The sequence below is a fragment of the Streptomyces sp. NPDC088745 genome, from assembly GCF_044751045.1.
GTDB lineage: Bacteria > Actinomycetota > Actinomycetes > Streptomycetales > Streptomycetaceae > Streptomyces > Streptomyces cremeus.
In genome coordinates this window covers 32,395-47,949 of record NZ_JBIVLB010000023.1, presented here as the reverse complement: position 1 = coordinate 47,949, position 15,555 = coordinate 32,395, and the positions used below count along the sequence as shown (strand labels likewise).

The 15,555-nt window shown below is 74.0% G+C and carries 15 protein-coding genes; 6 read left to right on the top strand and 9 right to left on the bottom strand.

Annotated elements, in window-relative coordinates; all coding sequences use genetic code 11:
• Positions 1–107 precede the first annotated feature (107 nt).
• Complete coding sequence (locus ACIP93_RS35735; protein ID WP_401766232.1) at positions 108–659, top strand: hemerythrin domain-containing protein; 552 nt, start codon at positions 108–110, stop codon at positions 657–659.
• A 6-nt stretch (positions 660–665) separates the two neighbouring features.
• Here the strand turns inward: ACIP93_RS35735 and ACIP93_RS35730 are convergent, their stop codons facing one another.
• The gene (locus ACIP93_RS35730; protein WP_401766229.1) at positions 666–1,058 is read right to left on the bottom strand and encodes a VOC family protein; all 393 of its coding nucleotides are present in this window, start codon (positions 1,056–1,058) and stop codon (positions 666–668) included.
• A 142-nt stretch (positions 1,059–1,200) separates the two neighbouring features.
• Here ACIP93_RS35730 and ACIP93_RS35725 point away from each other — a divergent pair, with 142 nt between their 5' ends.
• Together ACIP93_RS35725 and ACIP93_RS35720 are read left to right on the top strand one after the other, a co-directional pair.
• The gene (locus ACIP93_RS35725) at positions 1,201–2,100 is read left to right on the top strand and encodes a LysR family transcriptional regulator (RefSeq protein ID WP_401766226.1); all 900 of its coding nucleotides are present in this window, start codon (positions 1,201–1,203) and stop codon (positions 2,098–2,100) included.
• Positions 2,101–2,349: 249 nt separating this feature from the next.
• The gene (locus tag ACIP93_RS35720) at positions 2,350–3,612 is read left to right on the top strand and encodes an aromatic acid exporter family protein (protein ID WP_401766224.1); all 1,263 of its coding nucleotides are present in this window, start codon (positions 2,350–2,352) and stop codon (positions 3,610–3,612) included.
• 113 nt (positions 3,613–3,725) lie between these two features.
• Here the strand turns inward: ACIP93_RS35720 and ACIP93_RS35715 are convergent, their stop codons facing one another.
• The 3 genes from ACIP93_RS35715 to ACIP93_RS35705 all read right to left on the bottom strand — a co-directional run bounded on the left by ACIP93_RS35715 (position 3,726) and on the right by ACIP93_RS35705 (position 6,940).
• Positions 3,726–4,712 (bottom strand): DUF72 domain-containing protein, encoded by a 987-nt coding sequence (locus tag ACIP93_RS35715; RefSeq protein WP_401766222.1) that lies wholly within the window; start codon positions 4,710–4,712, stop codon positions 3,726–3,728.
• An 83-nt stretch (positions 4,713–4,795) separates the two neighbouring features.
• Positions 4,796–5,893, bottom strand: coding sequence for an amidinotransferase (locus ACIP93_RS35710; RefSeq protein WP_401766219.1), 1,098 nt, complete (start codon positions 5,891–5,893; stop codon positions 4,796–4,798).
• Positions 5,894–5,950: 57 nt separating this feature from the next.
• Positions 5,951–6,940, bottom strand: a complete 990-nt coding sequence (locus tag ACIP93_RS35705; protein WP_401766217.1) for an alpha/beta fold hydrolase — start codon at positions 6,938–6,940, stop codon at positions 5,951–5,953.
• 123 nt (positions 6,941–7,063) lie between these two features.
• Between ACIP93_RS35705 and ACIP93_RS35700 the strand changes: the two genes are divergently transcribed.
• Positions 7,064–7,777, top strand: a complete 714-nt coding sequence (locus ACIP93_RS35700; protein ID WP_401766214.1) for a TetR/AcrR family transcriptional regulator — start codon at positions 7,064–7,066, stop codon at positions 7,775–7,777.
• Between the two features lie 476 nt (positions 7,778–8,253).
• Here ACIP93_RS35700 and ACIP93_RS35695 read toward each other — a convergent pair whose 3' ends face one another.
• Positions 8,254–8,817, bottom strand: a complete 564-nt coding sequence (locus ACIP93_RS35695; RefSeq protein WP_401766213.1) for a MarR family winged helix-turn-helix transcriptional regulator — start codon at positions 8,815–8,817, stop codon at positions 8,254–8,256.
• Positions 8,818–8,933: 116 nt separating this feature from the next.
• Between ACIP93_RS35695 and ACIP93_RS35690 the strand changes: the two genes are divergently transcribed.
• Positions 8,934–10,154, top strand: a complete 1,221-nt coding sequence (locus ACIP93_RS35690) for an MFS transporter (RefSeq protein ID WP_401766210.1) — start codon at positions 8,934–8,936, stop codon at positions 10,152–10,154.
• Here the strand turns inward: ACIP93_RS35690 and ACIP93_RS35685 are convergent.
• Complete coding sequence (locus ACIP93_RS35685) at positions 10,151–11,212, bottom strand: ArsR/SmtB family transcription factor (RefSeq protein WP_401766323.1); 1,062 nt, start codon at positions 11,210–11,212, stop codon at positions 10,151–10,153. The two genes, ACIP93_RS35690 and ACIP93_RS35685, sit on opposite strands and share 4 nt — an antisense overlap.
• Before the next feature lie 111 nt (positions 11,213–11,323).
• Here ACIP93_RS35685 and ACIP93_RS35680 point away from each other — a divergent pair, with 111 nt between their 5' ends.
• Complete coding sequence (locus ACIP93_RS35680; protein ID WP_401766207.1) at positions 11,324–12,445, top strand: alpha/beta fold hydrolase; 1,122 nt, start codon at positions 11,324–11,326, stop codon at positions 12,443–12,445.
• A gap of 41 nt (positions 12,446–12,486) precedes the next feature.
• Here the strand turns inward: ACIP93_RS35680 and ACIP93_RS35675 are convergent, their stop codons facing one another.
• From ACIP93_RS35675 to ACIP93_RS35665, 3 genes are all read right to left on the bottom strand, one after another.
• A complete protein-coding gene (locus ACIP93_RS35675; RefSeq protein ID WP_401766204.1) occupies positions 12,487–13,173 on the bottom strand; it encodes a 2-phosphosulfolactate phosphatase in 687 nt (228 codons plus the stop codon).
• Between the two features lie 319 nt (positions 13,174–13,492).
• Positions 13,493–14,224, bottom strand: a complete 732-nt coding sequence (locus ACIP93_RS35670; RefSeq protein WP_401766202.1) for a PaaI family thioesterase — start codon at positions 14,222–14,224, stop codon at positions 13,493–13,495.
• 101 nt (positions 14,225–14,325) lie between these two features.
• Positions 14,326–15,375: an aldo/keto reductase gene (locus ACIP93_RS35665; RefSeq protein WP_345227493.1), complete on the bottom strand. Its 1,050-nt coding sequence runs from the start codon at positions 15,373–15,375 to the stop codon at positions 14,326–14,328.
• Positions 15,376–15,555 lie beyond the last annotated feature (180 nt).

The window sequence follows — 15,555 nt, the reverse complement described above, 5'->3', positions numbered from 1 at the left end:
TCGCGTGCCGGTGGCAGACCGTGTCAGGCATGGAGGCGCCGAACCGAAGGAGACCGCCGATGTACGCATCGCGCCCTTCGCTCTCGCGCAATTGAGCGTGATCGAGCATGACTGAATTCGACGTGACCGACTACGACGTGACCGCAAGCGACGCGATCGCAAGCGACAAGGCTGGGCGCGCGGCGGCGGAACGCGAGTCCGCCCGGCTCACCGCCTGGAGCCAGGAACTCCGCCGCGTGCACCACCGACTGCGCGAAGCACTGGCGGTGACCCGCGCCTCCCTCGCGGACGGCACCCCCGGCGAGGCCGCCACCCGGGAACTCCTGCTGTACTGCCACGGCTTCTGCTCCGCGCTCGACCGACATCACCGGGGCGAGGACCGCACCCTCTTCCCGGCCATCGCCGCCGCGTACCCCGATCTGCGCCCGGTGCTCCGCGCCCTGGAGCAGGACCACTCGTTGATCGCCCACCTGATCGGCGGCCTCCAGGCCGCGGTCGAACGTGCCGCGCCGCCCGAGGAGCTCGACCAGCACCTCGAAGGCATCGGTGCGATCATGGAGAACCACTTCCGGTACGAGGAGCGGCAGTTGCTCACCGTGCTCGAAACCCTGGAGCTGTCGGCGACCCCGGGGGAGGTGCTGGGACCCTTCGCCGAATGAGCGCGGTCAGGCCGCCGCGTCCTCGGGGTACCAGCGCAGCTCCACCGTGTTGCCGTCCGGGTCCCGGACGTACACGGACGTGGCGGTGCCGCGCGCGCCGAACCGGTCGACGGGGCCTTCGAGGACGGTGAAGGCCCCCGAGGCGATGAACTCCGCCCAGTCCAGGGGTTCCACGGTCAGGCAGATGTGGTCCACGTTGGATTCGCCGCGGGGACGGCTCATGAGGTCGATGATGGTCTCGGCGGTGACGCGCAGCGAAGGGAACGGGACCTTGCCCGCGCGCCACTCCTCGACCCGCACCGGCTCCAGGCCGAGCAGCCCGGCGTAGAAGTCGAGGGACTTCTCGACGTCCGAGACGTTGAGGACGAGGTGGTCGAAGGCCTTGATGCGCAGGTCCATGGGGTCCCCCAGTGGGTGAGTGAGTGAGTGAGTGCGTCGTGTGTGCGAGTGACACCCCTTACGATCCGCCCGGGAGCACCCGCCATCAAGGCGGGATCGCCATACGACCGTTGAGCAGGATTCAACGAACGGGGGAGGGTCCGTGCTGGAGCGCGTGGAGATCGAGACGTTCCTGACGCTCGCCGAGCAGTTGCACTTCGGCCGCACCGCCGAGCGTCTGTGCGTCACGACCGGCCGGGTCAGCCAGGTGATCAAGAAGCTGGAGCGGCGGGTCGGCGGCCCGCTGTTCGAGCGGACCAGCCGTACGGTCCGGCTCACCCCGGTCGGACAGCGGTTGGCCGAGGACCTGACGCCGCTGGTCGCCGCGATGGAGGAGGCCCTCGGCCGGGCCGCCCGGGCGAGCCGCCGGGTCTCCGGCGAGCTGCGCGTCGCCTTTCTCGGCGAGTGGACCGCGCCCGTGCTCCTGAAGGTGGTCGCGCTCTTCGGCGAGCGCCACCCCGACTGCCGGGTGGACGTGCGCGAGGTCCAACTGGCCAACTCCCGTGCCAGTCTGGTCGACGGTTCGATCGACGTCCTGATCGCCTCGTACCCCTTCGACGGCATGGCCCGCGGCCCCGTCCTGCTCACCGAGCGGCGCGTGCTGGCCGTCGCCGCCGGGCACCCCCTCGCCCGCGAGGAATCGGTGTCGCTCGAAGTGCTCGCCGACCACCCCGTGGTGCAGTTCCCTGCGGTGACCTCGACCGGCTTCAAGCGGGACCGTACTCCGGACGCCACCCCCTCGGGCCGGCCCGTGCCGAAGGGCCCGGCCGGAGGTTCCTTCTCCGAAATGCTCACCCTGGTCGCGATGGGCCGCGGCGTCCTGCCCGTCGGCGAGCACTCCCGGCACTACTACCCCCGCCCGGACGTGGCCTACGTCCCCCTGCACGACGCCCCGCCGATCGAACGGGGGCCGGTCTGGCGGGCGGACAACACCACGCCGAGTGTCCGCGAGTTCGTCCGGGCCGCGTCCGACGTCGCCGGGCAGGGCGCAGAGCGGGCGTAGGGCGCTCCGGCGCGGCGGACAAGGACCGGACCGGACCAGACCGGCCCGGACCGCCCGGTGACGGGCCCCCGCGTGACGCTCGTCGCACGCCCCCGGCCGCATGACTGGCCCGGCCGCCCCTGGGCACCTGAAAGATGCATAGGGCAAGCACAAACGGGCGTACGCGACACATCAGGACAGTGGGCAGGGTCGACGACCGTCCCCGCACGCCTGAGCAGAACCCGGGCGGAACCTCCCGAGAGGAACACGATGCACGACGAAGAGCCCGCCGGCCGGGTCGGCGGCAGGCGCGGCACGACGAACACGGCGAAGGAGAAGGAAACGGGCAGCGGCGGCGAGGGCGTGCTTCCGCGCGCCCTGCGCTGGCTGCGCCGCGCCTTCCACCACTCCGGGCACGAGCGGCACACCCTGCTGCTCGCCGCCAAGAGCGTCGTCGCGGCGACCCTCGCCTGGTTCATCGCGTACGACGTCATGGGCGCGCGCTCCCCTGCCTTCGCACCCTTCTCCGCCGTGCTGGTCATGCAGACGACCGTCTACCAGTCCGTCGTGCAGTCGCTGCGGTACGTCGGCGCGGTCGTCGTGGGCGTCGCCGTGCAGGCCGCGCTCGGCTTCATCGCGGGCCCCGACCTGCTGACCTTCGTCCTCGTCGCGATCATCGCGCTCGCCATCGCCCGCTGGCCGGTGCTGGGCTCGCAGGGCTCGCAGGTGCCCACGGCCGCCTTCTTCGCGTTCTCCACGTACGTCGCCGCCGCCGACAGCGCGGACCGGATCGGCCAGCTCGCGCAGATCGTCGCGCTCGTGGCGATCGGCTGCGTGGTCGGCACCCTCGTGCACATCGTGCTCGTACCGCCGTTGCGCCACCGCAGCGCCGAGGACAGCATCCACACCCTGGCCCACACGCTGCGCGCCCTGCTCAGCGACATGGTCCCCGAACTGCGCGAAGGCGCGCCCCAGCAGGAGAGCGCCGCGCAGTGGCGGCGGCGTGCCGCACGTACCGACCGGCTGATCGACGAGGCGCGCGCCGGGCTGCGCACCGCGCAGGAGAGCGTCCACCTCAACCCGCGCGGACGGCTGCGCGGGCACCGCCGGCACGTCTCCTTCGACGGTTACAGCGCCGTGCTCGAAGCCCTGGTCCGCACGCTCTACCAGGTCGCCTCGCTCACCCGCAGCCTCGACCAGTGGTACGGCGACAGCGAGGGCAGCGTCGTGGAGGGCGACGACCGGCCCTTCCTGCGCCGGTACGCGGACTTCCTGGACGCCCTCGCCGCGCTCACCGACGTGCTGGGCGAACTGGACGAGGACCGGCTGCCCGAGCAGGCCGAACAACTGTGCGGCCTGGCCGAGAAGGCCCAGGAGTGCCGGCGCGCCCTGAGCGAGGAGGCCTCCCGGCAGGGCCTTCCGCTCGCCGATCCCGCGCATCCGTACGGGGTGCTGGTGGTGGAGGCGACCCGGCTCATGGAGGAGTGCCAGAACTGCTGCGACGTGCTCCAGGGCTGGGCACGGGAGGAATGAGCCCCCGCCGGGGGCCCGGGCCCCCGGCCCCGTCCCGCCCTCGGCGTCACTCCCCGGTCACCACAGGAACCTGGCGTCCCCCCGGTCACCGCAGGTACCCGGCGTCCTCCCGGTCACCACAGGAACCCGGCGTCGCCCCCGCCCGTCCCGTCGTCCGGCGGGGTCCCGCCCGGCTCCGGCCCTGCCTCCGCCTCCTGGCCCAGCAGGCCCCGCATCGTCTCCGCCGCCTCCACCGAGGCCGTCGCGCAGCAGTTGTTGAACAGCACGTGCACCCGCTGCGCCCGTTCCGCGAGCGCCTGCACGCGCGGCACCCACGCGCTCAGCTCCTCCCGCGTGTAGCGGTGCCGGTAGCTCTCCTCCTTGTTGCCGGTGCCCCACTGCGGGCTGCGGCCGTGGAACCGTACGACCGCGAGTTCCTCCGAGGTGGCCTCCGCCACCGGCGGCAGCGACGAGGGCAGTCCCTGCGCGGTGTCGACGGCCACCAGGGGTATCTGCCGTTCCCGCAGGAAGTCGATGGTGTACGGGAGCTGGTGCGGCGCGAACCAACCGGGATGCCGGAACTCCACGCTCAGCGGCGCTCCCGCCCGCTCCCGGCACTCCTCCACCAGCGCCTGCGCCCGCGCGTCCGGCGCCAACCACGGCGAGAACTGGAACAGCACGCTCCCCAGCCGCCCGGCTTCCCGCAGCGGGGCGATCCCCGCGTGGAACAGCCGCCACAGCTCGTCCAGCACCTCCGGCGCGAGGTCCCGCCTGCGCACCCGGGAGCGGTCCCCGGCCGCCGGCCGCAGCTCGCGCGGCAGCGCCGAACTGCGCGCGCTGTGGCCCGTGAACAGGGCGAACGCCTTCACGTCGAGGACGAAGTCGTCCGGCGTGCGCTCCACCCACAGCTTCGCCACGCGTTCGGTGGGCAGCGCGTAGAAGGTGCTGTCCACCTCGACCAGCGGGAACCGCGAGGCGTAGTGACGCAGTCGCCCCTCGGCGTCGCGGGCTCCCTGGGGGTACCAGCCGCTGGCGACGAGTGCGGGGTCGGTCCATGAACAGGCTCCGACATGGACGTTCGCAGTGCTGATGTCGCCTCCCGGGGCCGGACGGGGTTCCACGGGTCCGTGTGGGACAACGGGTACCTCGTACGGCCCCGGGCGAAACGGAGTCGCCGCCGCGAGCGGCCCCCGCACCGGGCGCGTCAGTCGACGTACGACTCCAGGGTGCCGCGCCGGCGGATGTCGAGCGTGGCGCAGTGGAAGGAGCCGCCGAACGGCGCGTAGTGCAGCAGGTCGGACGGGATGGGCTCCAGGCCCCAGCTCTCCAGCGCGCGCAGCATGCCCGTGTGATGGCGTTCCGCGATCACCCGCTTCTCGTCGATCATCAGGACGTTCATGCTCAGCCACTTCCCGCACATCGAGGTGAGCCTGAGCAGCGGGTCCCGGATCGGCTCGGGCTCGGGGGCGATCAGGACGTCCCAGTTGCGCAGCACGTCCGGCAGCTTGTCCACGTCGATGTACTCCGGGTTGACCAGCACCTTTCCGGGGCCGAGCAGGCAGAACGTGGTGTCGATGTGCATGGGAGTGCGGCAGCGGCTCTCGATCTCGTGGATGCGGTAGCCGGGGCCGAGGTGGCGGCGCAGCCACTCGATGCCCATGGCGTTGGTGACGTTGCTGCGCGTCACGAACAGGTCCCGGCCCGCCCGTACGAAGTCCGCCGCGTCGAAGACCGGTTCGAACTCGGTGAGCAGGTAGCGCATCGGCTCGCCCGGCTTCGGCACGGTGAAGTCCGGGTCGAAGAGCTCGTCGGTGAGCTGGGGCCTGGGGGCGGAGGTCCAGCGGGCGCCGCGGCGGAAGTAGTCCTTGAGGACGGTCCGGTAGGAGTGCGTCTCGAAGTACCGGCAGGGCCAGGCCATCGGCGTCTCGATGATCTCGTCGCCGACGACGAGCATGCTGTCGCGCGGGCAGGTGTTGCAGAAGCCGCGCGACGACCAGTCGGGGGTGGCGAAGCGTTTCTTGTGGTCGACGGCGTCGGGACGTCGGACCGTGACGTCGAGGGACTCCAGCAGGGCGACGAAGCCGTCGAGTTCCTGCTGCGCGCGCTCGACGAGCAGCTTCGGATAGCGGAACCCGGCGGCCTTGGCCTGCATGCGGCCCGCCCACGGCGGGATGTTGCAGAGCACCACGGGGTGGTCCGAGGGGATCGTCGCGCCGTCGAGCCGGCCGACGACGATCTCCTCCAGGGGGTCCCATTCGTTGTGTGAACTCACCGGGGAACCGGGGCTCGGGAGCTGCGTCACGGGCGACCGCCTTCGGACGTGGAGCGTGCAAGCGGATCACCGAATGTAGCGAAGCTGTCATCCCTTGTGAACCACGGCACCCGGGGAAGGGGGCGCGGTCTGCCCTGCGGCGCCCGGCGGGCCCTCGGGGCGGTGCGGGGCCGCCAGCTCCCGGATCTCCGTCACGACGCGTTCCCACGCGGGCTCCGGAACCTCGTGCCCGACCCGGGGCAGCGGCACCAGGCGCGCCCCCGGCACCCGGGAGGCGATGGCCGTGGCGGCACGGGGTTTGATCAGGGGATCGTCCTCGCCGTGCAGGACGAGCAGCGGGCGGGCGATCCGGTCGATCGACGGGCCGTGCCACTGCGCCCCGATCTGCCGGCTCTGCGCCTGCTGGTCGTGCACGCCGCCGTCGGGGTTGGCCTCGACGCTCCTGCGGGTGGCCGCCGCGTCGAAGGGGCGGCGGGGCGAGGCGAGCAGGCGCGATATCTCAATGCCGGCCGCGACCGCCCCCTCCCGGGTGTCCGGGAACCTCAGCCGGGCGAACTTCGCGAGAGTGCGGAGCCTGAGGTACGGAAGGGCCCCGAGCCCCGCGACGTCACCGGGGACGGAGCCCAGGGTGGTGAGTGTGCGCACCCGTTCGGGGTGGCGCAGGGCCACGCGCTGCACGATCGCGCCGCCGAGCGAGACGCCGAACAGGTGGGCGGACTCCCAGCCCAGTTCGTCGAGGACGGCGACGGCGTCGTCGGCCATGTCCTCCGCCGTGTACGCGGTCTGCCGCTTGGCGAACAGGGCCGCGATCGGGTTGCGGGCCTCGGTGGGCGGCAGGTGGGTGGACTCGCCGCCGTCGCGCTGGTCGTAGCGGACGACGGTGAAGCCGTGGGCGGCGAGGAGGCGGCAGAGCCCGTCGGGCACCCAGAAGCGGTTGGCGCCGAGGCCGGTGGCGAGGAGGAGGGGTTCGGTGGCGGGGCGGGCGGTCGGCTCGGTCCACTCGTCGAAGGCGATGCGGACGGGCCCGTTGACGGCCCGGCGCAGGGGCCCCCAGGGGGAGGCGGGCGGTGGAGTCATGGCGGGCCTGCTTTCTCGGGGGTCGACGACGATCCGGCCATTAACTGCGATCGACGTTCGCAGTTTTAGACTAGGGCATTCGGGCCCCCTCCGGAAGGGCCGGAGTCGCCAGGAGGAGTGCCAGTGACACAGGAGCCGACCACGGTCTGGGACCGCCCCGAACGGGGCGCCCGCGGCCCCGCCGCCGTGCGCAGCCGCGCCGAACTCGCGGCGGCGGCGGTCGGTCTCGCGGACCGGGAGGGGCTCGCGGCGGTCTCCATGCGGCAGGTCGCCCAGGCGCTGGGGACCGGGCAGGCCTCCCTCTACCGGTACGTCGCCGGGCGCGACGACCTGCTCGACCTCATGGCGGACGCGGTCGTCGCGGACGTCGGGCACGACGCCCTGACCGGCGACGCGGTGGCGGACCTCGCCGCGCTCGCCGCTCGGGTCAAGGCGCTCCACCTGCGGCACCCGTGGCTCGCGGACCTGCCCCCCGAGCCCCTGCGGCTGGGCCCCCACGGGGTGGCGCACCTGGAGCACGCGCTGGCGGCGCTGGCCCCGGCCGGGCTGCCCGGGCCGGCGAGGCTCCAGGTCGTCGCCCTGCTGCACGCGCTGGTCGCGCAGTTCGCGCGGGCGGAGCTGCGGGCGGGGGAGGCGCCGTCGGGGCGGGCCGCGGCGCAGGCGGCGTACCTGGCACGGGCGGCGGAGGGGCGTCCGCACCTCCGGGACGCGCTCTCGTCCGCGCCGGAGGCGGAGCCCGCCGCGCTGTTCACGGAGACGGTGCGCCGTCTCCTCACCGGACTCCTCGCTCCGGGCTTCGCCTGCGACGGGGTGTCGCGGGTTCGGCCGTTGGGGTGAGGGGGGCGATCCCGTCGGGGAGACGCGCAAGCGGTACGCGCACCTGCTCGACGGGCTCCGCGCGAAGCTCGTCACCGAGCCCGAGCCCGAGGAGGCGTCGGAACCGGAGCCCGCGGAGGCCGTGGAGGACGGCGTCGAGGCCCTTGCCGTGCCTGAGCCGTGCGTGCTGTGCGGCCGCCCCGCCGGCCGGTGCATCAACGGCTTTGCCCAGCACTTGGACCCGGCCGAGTGCGGGAGCGCGGACGCCGAGCCGGCCGAGGCGCCGGCCCCCGCGCCCCGGGCGGTCGCCCGTGCGACGGCCGGGGGTCGGCCTGCCGCCACACCCCGCGGCCGTGCCTCCCGGGGGTCTTGAGGCGGCCTGGGGCGACAGGGTGGTCGACCTCTGGTCGGAGTGGGGGAGTTGCGAGTACGTGACGAACGTGGGGGTCGCGGCCTGAGTCCCCGGTCGGGGCCTGCGCGGGTTCCCGCCCGGAGTGCTACGTGATGCTGGTGTCGCCGAGGGAGACCAGCAGGCGGCGCAGCTTGTCGGCGAGGTCCGCGCACTCCTCGCGGTCGAAGGGGGCGAGCATGCGGGCCTCATTGGCGAGGTGGGCCGTCAGGTAGTCGCGGGTGATCCGGTGACCCTTCTCGGTCAGGCGGATCTTCACCGAACGGCGGTCCTCGGTGCCCCGGACCCGTTCGACCAGGCCCTTGGCCTCCATGCGGTCGATGCGGTTCGTGATCGCCCCCGAGGTGACCATGGCGGCCTTGCGGAACGCGCCGGCGGTCAGTTCGTACGGGGGGCCGGAGCGCTGGAGGGTGCTCAGGACGTCGAACTCGCCCAGCTCCAGGCCCCGTTCGGCCGCGAACGCGCGGAACTCCTTCTCCAGGGCGACACCGAGGCGCTGGAGGCGGCCGAGGACCTCGACGGGCCAGAGGGCGTCGGTGAGGTCGGGACGCTCGTGGGTCCAGAGGTCGATGATGCTGTCGATGGAGTCGGTGGTGGCGTCATCGGCGTCATCGGTGGCGGTGTCGGTGGGGTCGGCGGTCGCGTTGTCCATGGCTTCAGGCTATCCCGAATTATCTCAACGTTGAAACACTTGACGTTGAACCAGTGGCGGTGTTTTTATCTCAACGTTGAAATTATCAACCTTGAACGGATGCTCAGGGAGTCCCCGTGGTCACCACCGCCCCCGCCCGCCACTCCAGCACCGAGACCCGCCCCGCTCGCCCCTCCCCGCTCTGGCTCGCCCTTCTCGCCGCGCCCGTTGCCACCGGGGCCAACGCACCCGTGCTGATCCTTCCGGACATCGCTCGGTCGTTGAGCGCCGAGACCGCTCACGTCGCCTGGATCGTCACCGTCTTCGCCTGGGCCATGACCGTCGGCACGCCCCTCCTCGGAGCCCTCGTCCGGCACCGGGGGCTGCGGGTCACCCTGCTCGCGAGCAGCGCCGCCGCGATCGGCGGCACCGCGCTGGTCGTCCTCGCCCCCTGGTTCCCGCTCGTGCTGCTCGGCCGTGCCGCTCAGGCCGCCGCGGGGGCCGGGCTGGTGGCCGTGGCCATGAACCTGGCCGGGTCGACCCGGCGCATGGGCGTCATCACCGCCGGGTTCGGCGTGCTGGGAGCGGCGGGACCGCTGCTCGGGTCGCTGCTTGCGCAGGCCGTCAACTGGCGTGCCCCGCTCGCCCTTTCGGCAGCGGCGCTGCTCGCCGTGCCCGCCGTGTGGCGGCACACCGGAAAGGCCGCGGCCGCCGCACGTGGCGCTGCGGCGTTCGACGCCGTCGGAGCCGGGCTCGTCGTGGCACTCGTCTCCGCCCTCGTGCTGCTGCCCACGGCTCCCCTGCCCGGTCTGGTCGCCGCCGCCCTGGTCGTCGTCCCCCTGGCCCTGCACGTCCGGCGCCGCCCCGACGGCTTCGCCCCGGCCGCCGTGCTGCGGTCCCGGGTCTTCACCGGCTCGGCCCTGCTCGCGTTCGTCTTCTCGACCTCGTACTTCGTCCTGCTCTTCGCGCTCCCGGCGATCGCCCGCGGCCGGACCGGCTGGAGCACCGCCGCCATCGGGACGGGGCAGCTCGTCGCCCTCCTCGCCGGTTCGCTGCTCTCCTGGGTGCTCGCCGCCGCCGCGAGCCGGCTCGGGCACCGCAAGGTCCTCGCGGTCCTCCTCGTCCTCGGCACGGCCGCACCCCTCACGGCGGCCTTCGTCACCTGGGGGCCCGCCCTGCTCCTGGCCGCGGCCGCGGCGGTCTTCGTCGCCACCGGCAGCAACGCCGTCCTCTCCGTCCGCGTCGCCCAGCACGCCGCCGAGGCCCAACGGCCCTCCGCCATCGGCCTCTTCGTCCTCTGCTACCAGCTCGGCGGCGCGCTCGGCCCGGCCCTCGCCGCCGTGCTCGTCCTCGGCTAGGGCGTCCCGCCGAGCAGCAACTCGCCGAGTGAGGTGCGCTCATGACGTACCGACAGGCCGGTGCGGGTGGTCGTCAGCAGGCCCGCCGCGCGCAGGGCCGAGGCGTGGGCGGAGGCCGTCGCGTTGCTGACGCGGAGGCGGCGGGCCAGGCCCGTGGTGGAGTGCGGCTCGTCGAGAGCGCGCAGGAGGGCCAGCCGGGTGCGGCCCAGGACGCCCGCGAGGGGTTCGTCCGGCAGACCCGCCTCCGGGAGGAGCGGGAGGCCGGGACCGGCCGGGTACGCGAGCGAGACCGGCCGCTCGGGCCGGTCGGGGAGGTCTTGGACGAGGGGGCCGTGCCGCCAGTGGAACGTCGGGAGCAGGACCAGCCCGCGCCCGGCGAGCCGCACGTCCCGCACCCCCTCGGCCGGGCCGTTCCCGTCCCACTCCCACACGCCGTCACGCAGGCGGGACCCCGGTGCCAGGGCGGTCAGCGCGGCCCCGGCGCCCTGCTCGGCGAGCATGAGGGCATGGCGGGTGAACTCGGCGCGGTGCAGGTCCTGGACCAGCGGCCAGACCGGTGCCAGCACGGACTCGTACGCCGCCCGCTGGGCGCGCTCCCAGGTCCGCCAGGCCTCGGGGCGGCCGTCGTGCAGGGCGCGAATCCAGGAGGGGACGGGCCCGTGGCCGTACGCCCGCTCGATCTCCTTCCGTACGAACTCGGGGCGCGCGGATCTGATCAACTCGCAGCCCTCGTCCAGGGACGCGCCGACGACGTCGAGGAAGGCGGGCGGCCGGCCGTCCGGGACGAGGTCGGCGAGAGGGGCGGCGGCCGCGGGCAGCGCGCGGAGGTGCTTGGCCCGCCAGCGGTCGTACAGGGGGTCGGGCGGCGGACCCCCCGGCGGACCACGGAACGGACCTCTGAGCGGATCCCTGAGCGGACCCTTGAGCGGCTCCTCCAGTGGGCCCATCGGCGGGGGCCCCAGCATCATCAGCGCCGCGTGCAGCTCCGGCACCGGGGCGGGGCGCGCGGCGAACCGCAGGCGGGAGAAGTCGTCCGCCGTGAAGTGGATCCGGAGCACGCGCATCCCCCCGTTCCGCGTGCTGTGCCCGGCGAAGGCACAGCGCGCAAGCCTTTCGGGCCTGGCCGCAAGCCTCGTCCCACGGCGGGTCCCGTCACCAGGATGCCTTCCATGACTGACATTCCCGGACCCGGCCGCCGCACCTTCGTCGCGGGCGGCGACGCCACAGCGCTGTCCCTCGGACCGGCCGCTCTCCACCCGCCCGCAGCGGCGGCTGCTTCCCCGGACCTCGTACTCGACCTGCCCGCCCCCACCGGACCCCACGCCGTCGGCGCCGAGGTCCGCCACCTGGTCGACCGCACGCGCAACGACCCGTGGGCGCCGGAGATCGGCGTGCGCGAGCTCATGGTGACCGTCCTGCGCCCCGCCCGCCCCTCCGGACGGCACCCGCGGATGCCGCAGCTCACCCCCGAGGCCGCCGTCTGGTTCGGCCGCCTCGCCCACCTGATCCACCACCCGTACCTGCCCGCCGCCGGCGTCGACTGGGCCGCCACCCTCACCCACGCCCGCACCGGAGCGGCCCCGCTGCCCGGCCGTCGCCCCACCCTCCTCTACAGCCCGGGGGGCGGCGATTCCCGCACCACGGGCAGCGTTCTGGCGACCGAACTCGCCTCGCACGGCTGGACCGTGGTCCTGGTCGACCACCCCGGTGACGCGGGCCAGGTCGAGTTCCCGGACGTACGGCCCGGACGCCCCGACCGCGTACGGATCACGGCGCTGCGCCCGGACATGGACGCGGCGACGTTCCGCACCCTGATCGGAACGCGGGTCGCCGACCTCCGCTTCGTACTCGACGCACTGCGCCTGGAGAACGTAGGACTGTACGGGCACTCCGCGGGCGGCACCGCCGTCGCCCAGGCCCTGCACGAGGACCGGCGGGTCGCCGCCGCCGCGAACCTGGAGGGCTACCTCGACGGCCTGGACGGCGAACTCCTCCCGGTGGCCCGGCAACGCCCCGGCCGCCCGCTGCTCCTCGCGGGCACGGACGGATTCCGCGACGCCCGCTTCGACCGCTCCTGGTCCGCCCTCCTGGCGCACGGCGGCCCCGCCGCCCGGCGCGAACTCGCGCACGCGAACCACTGGGCGTTCACCGACTACGCGGCGCTGGCGCCACAGCTCCACCGGGCGGGCCTCATGACGGCCGGGCAGCGCACGGGAATGGTCGGCACCGCCCATCCGCGCGCGGCAGCCCGCCTCGTACGGTCGTTCTTCGCACGGCACCTGCCGGTGTGAGGAAAGGGGTGCGGGGCGAGCCCGGCTGACGCGGTGTCCGCTCACCCGCGAGGAAGGACCGGGCGCAGGACCACGAGGGGGCCCTCCCGGCGGGCCTCCATCGCGAAGGGGAAGCGGTCCGGCTGGACGCAGAGCTCGACGTCCTGCGGGTGCGAGCCGCTCCGTACGCCCGTGGTGAGTTCGTCGGCCGCTCGGGAGGCCCGGGCGCGCTGGACGTACGGGCCCGCCTCGGCCTCTTCGCCCCCGGCACGCGCGGCGATGTACTCGGCGCACGCCAGGTCCTCGTCCGCGCGGCCGTCCTCGCCGGTGACGACGTAGGTCACCTCGTCCGCGCCGCGTTCCCGCAGGACCCGGGCCGTCGCTTCCGCGACCACGAAGGCCGCGCAGAGGACCAGCGGCGACGCGGCCACGGCTAGGGCGCCCACCGTTCCCGCCGTCGTCTTCTGGACCACGGTGCGGCCGGCCAGGTCCAGCTCCCGGAGCAGGGCGGGCGAGTTGACCGCGTCGAAACCCTCCGAGAGGGCCCCGTCCTTCAGCGCGAGCCAGCCCGGGTGGGCGTTCCTGAGGGACAGCGCCTCGTTTGGGGTGGCGGCGAGGACGATCTTCTCGGCGCCCCGCTCGAAGGCCCAGGCGGCCACGGTGAAGGCGCGCATGACGTCGACGACCACCGCGGCGCGGGGCACGGGGGCAGCCGCCAGTTCCGGTATTCCTGCGAACCGATGTTCCATTGCGGCATTCTCCCCCGAGGGTCCGCGGCCCGGGACGGTTCAGGGGAGGCGTGGTGCTGCGGGCCTGCCCCACGTCAGTCGGAGACCGCCCTGAGCACGGCCTTCACCCCGTGCCAGATCGCGCGGAGGACGGCCCGGACGGCACCCTCCACGGCCCCCTCCACCACGCTTCCCACGACTTCGTCGGCGACCTCGTCCCGGACGGGGTGCTCGCGGCAGCGCCCGCACACCCGGCGTCTGCGGTGTGCGACGCCCCGGCACCTCCTGCACCGCCCCCGCGGGCTGTCCGTGGCCGGTTCCCCCGGCCATGGGGAGCCGGTCATTCCGCGCGCGGGGCGGGGCTCAGCCACAGGGACTCCGCGTGGGCGCAGAGTTCGCCGTCGCGGGTGGCCAGGGCGCTGCCCGCCACGTACTTGCGGCCCGCGTGCGAGACCTTCCACGCGAAGCTCACGTACTCCTCGCCGGGCACGACCGGCCGGCGCACGTCGGCTGCCAGGTACGCGGTGACCGTGCCGCGCGGGGCGGCGGAGAACAGGTGGCAGGTCCACCCGGCGGGGCAGTCGAGCGCCCCCCACACGTGTTCGGCGGGGAGGAACGCGCTGCCGGGGCTCAGCTCGGGGTCGGGCCGCCAGGTCGTGGCGACCATGTCGTGCCCGGGCAGCGCGGAGACGTTCTGCCGCAGGCCCAGCCCGGGTTCGCGGTCCATGCCGCAGCCGTAGCAGTCGGGCGTGTAGTAGGGGGTGTCGGCCGGCGAGTGCTCCTTCTCGGCGCGCCGGGCCTCCTCCCAGGCCGGGACGCGGGGCGGCAGGGGGACGCCGGCGACGGCCTGCGCGCGGGCGAAGGGGCCGTCGCCGTCGGCGATCTCGTACGTTCCCTCCTCGCCGGCCCGCACCTCCACCGGCGTGCCGAGGGGCAGCGGCCGCCGGAAGCTCACCTTCACGGGGCCGCCGTCGAAGCGGCGCGCGAGCAGTCCCGCCGCGTAGCCGCCGAAGCCGACGCCGGGCAGGCCGTATGCGTACGGGGGTATGACGACGGTCGACCGGTGCGGCATGAGGCTCCTCGGGGGGCGTACGGGCGGTGGAAGCCGATCACGCCGCGTCTGCTCCGTCAACCCGGCCACGGGGCGCGGAAGCGGATGTGGGACCCCGGCCGTCAGCCCGCCGCGCGTTCCCCCGGCGGGCGGCGGCGCAGGGCCGGGACGGACAGGGAGCGCGGGGGCAGGTAGGCCGCCGGGTCGTACAGGTCGGCCCCGGGCGGGACGATCGCGTCGATGCGGTCGAGCGCCGCGTCGTCCAGGACGACCGGGGCCCCTTCCAGCAGGCCCTTGAGCTGCTCCATCGTCCGGGGGCCCAGGATCGCCGACGTCACCCCCGGGTGCGCCACCGTGAAGGCCACCGCGAGCTGGGGCAGCGTGCAGCCGAGGTCCGCCGCCAGCTCCGAGAGCTGCTCCACGGCCTCGTACTTGGCCGCGTTCGCGGCGACGGACGGGTCGAAGTTGCCCGGACGGAACGCGGCCCGCCCCGCGTCCAGGTCCACCGCCCGCCCCTTGCGGTGCTTGCCGGTGAGGAAGCCGAAGGCCAGCGGACTCCACACCAGCACCCCCATCCCGTACCGCTCCGCCACCGGCAGCAGCGACCTCTCGACGCCCCGCGCCAGGATCGAGTACGGCGGCTGCGCGGTACGGAAACGGCCGAGGGCGCGGCGCTCGGAGACGTGGTGGGCCTCGACGATCTCGTCCGGCTGGAAGTTCGAGCAGCCGAAGGCCCGGATCTTGCCCGCGCGGACGAGGTCGGTGAGGACGGAGAGCGTTTCCTCGATGTCGGTGGTGTGGTCGGGGAAGTGGACCTGGTAGAGGTCGATCCGGTCGGTGCCCAGGCGGCTGAGGCTGCCCTCCACGGCCTGGAGTATCCAACGCCGTGAGTTTCCGCCCCTGTTGGGGCCCTCCCCCATCGGGAAGTGCACCTTCGTGGCCAGTACGACGTCGTCCCGCCGGCCGCGCAGCGCCTTGCCCACGATCTCCTCGGACTCGCCCTGCCCGTACATGTCGGCGGTGTCCAGGAAGTTGACGCCGTGGTCGAGGGCGGCGTGGACGATCCGTACGCACTCCTCGTGATCCCCGTTGAAGCCGGCCTGGAACATCATCGTGCCGAGGCAGTGCGTGCTGACCTCGATGCCGGTCCGGCCGAGGGTGCGGTAGCGCATGGCGGTGCCTTTCGCAGATGCGGGTTCGGGTTCGGGTTCGAGTTCGGCAAGGCGGCCCGGCGCTCGCGTGCGGCCGGTCGTGGGAACGAACCCTAGGAGCTGGAGCGCGCTCCAGCGCAAGCCCTCGGCCCGGCGGCCCGCCCCCGGCGCCGCCGGGCAGCGGGGCCCGGGCCTGATCCA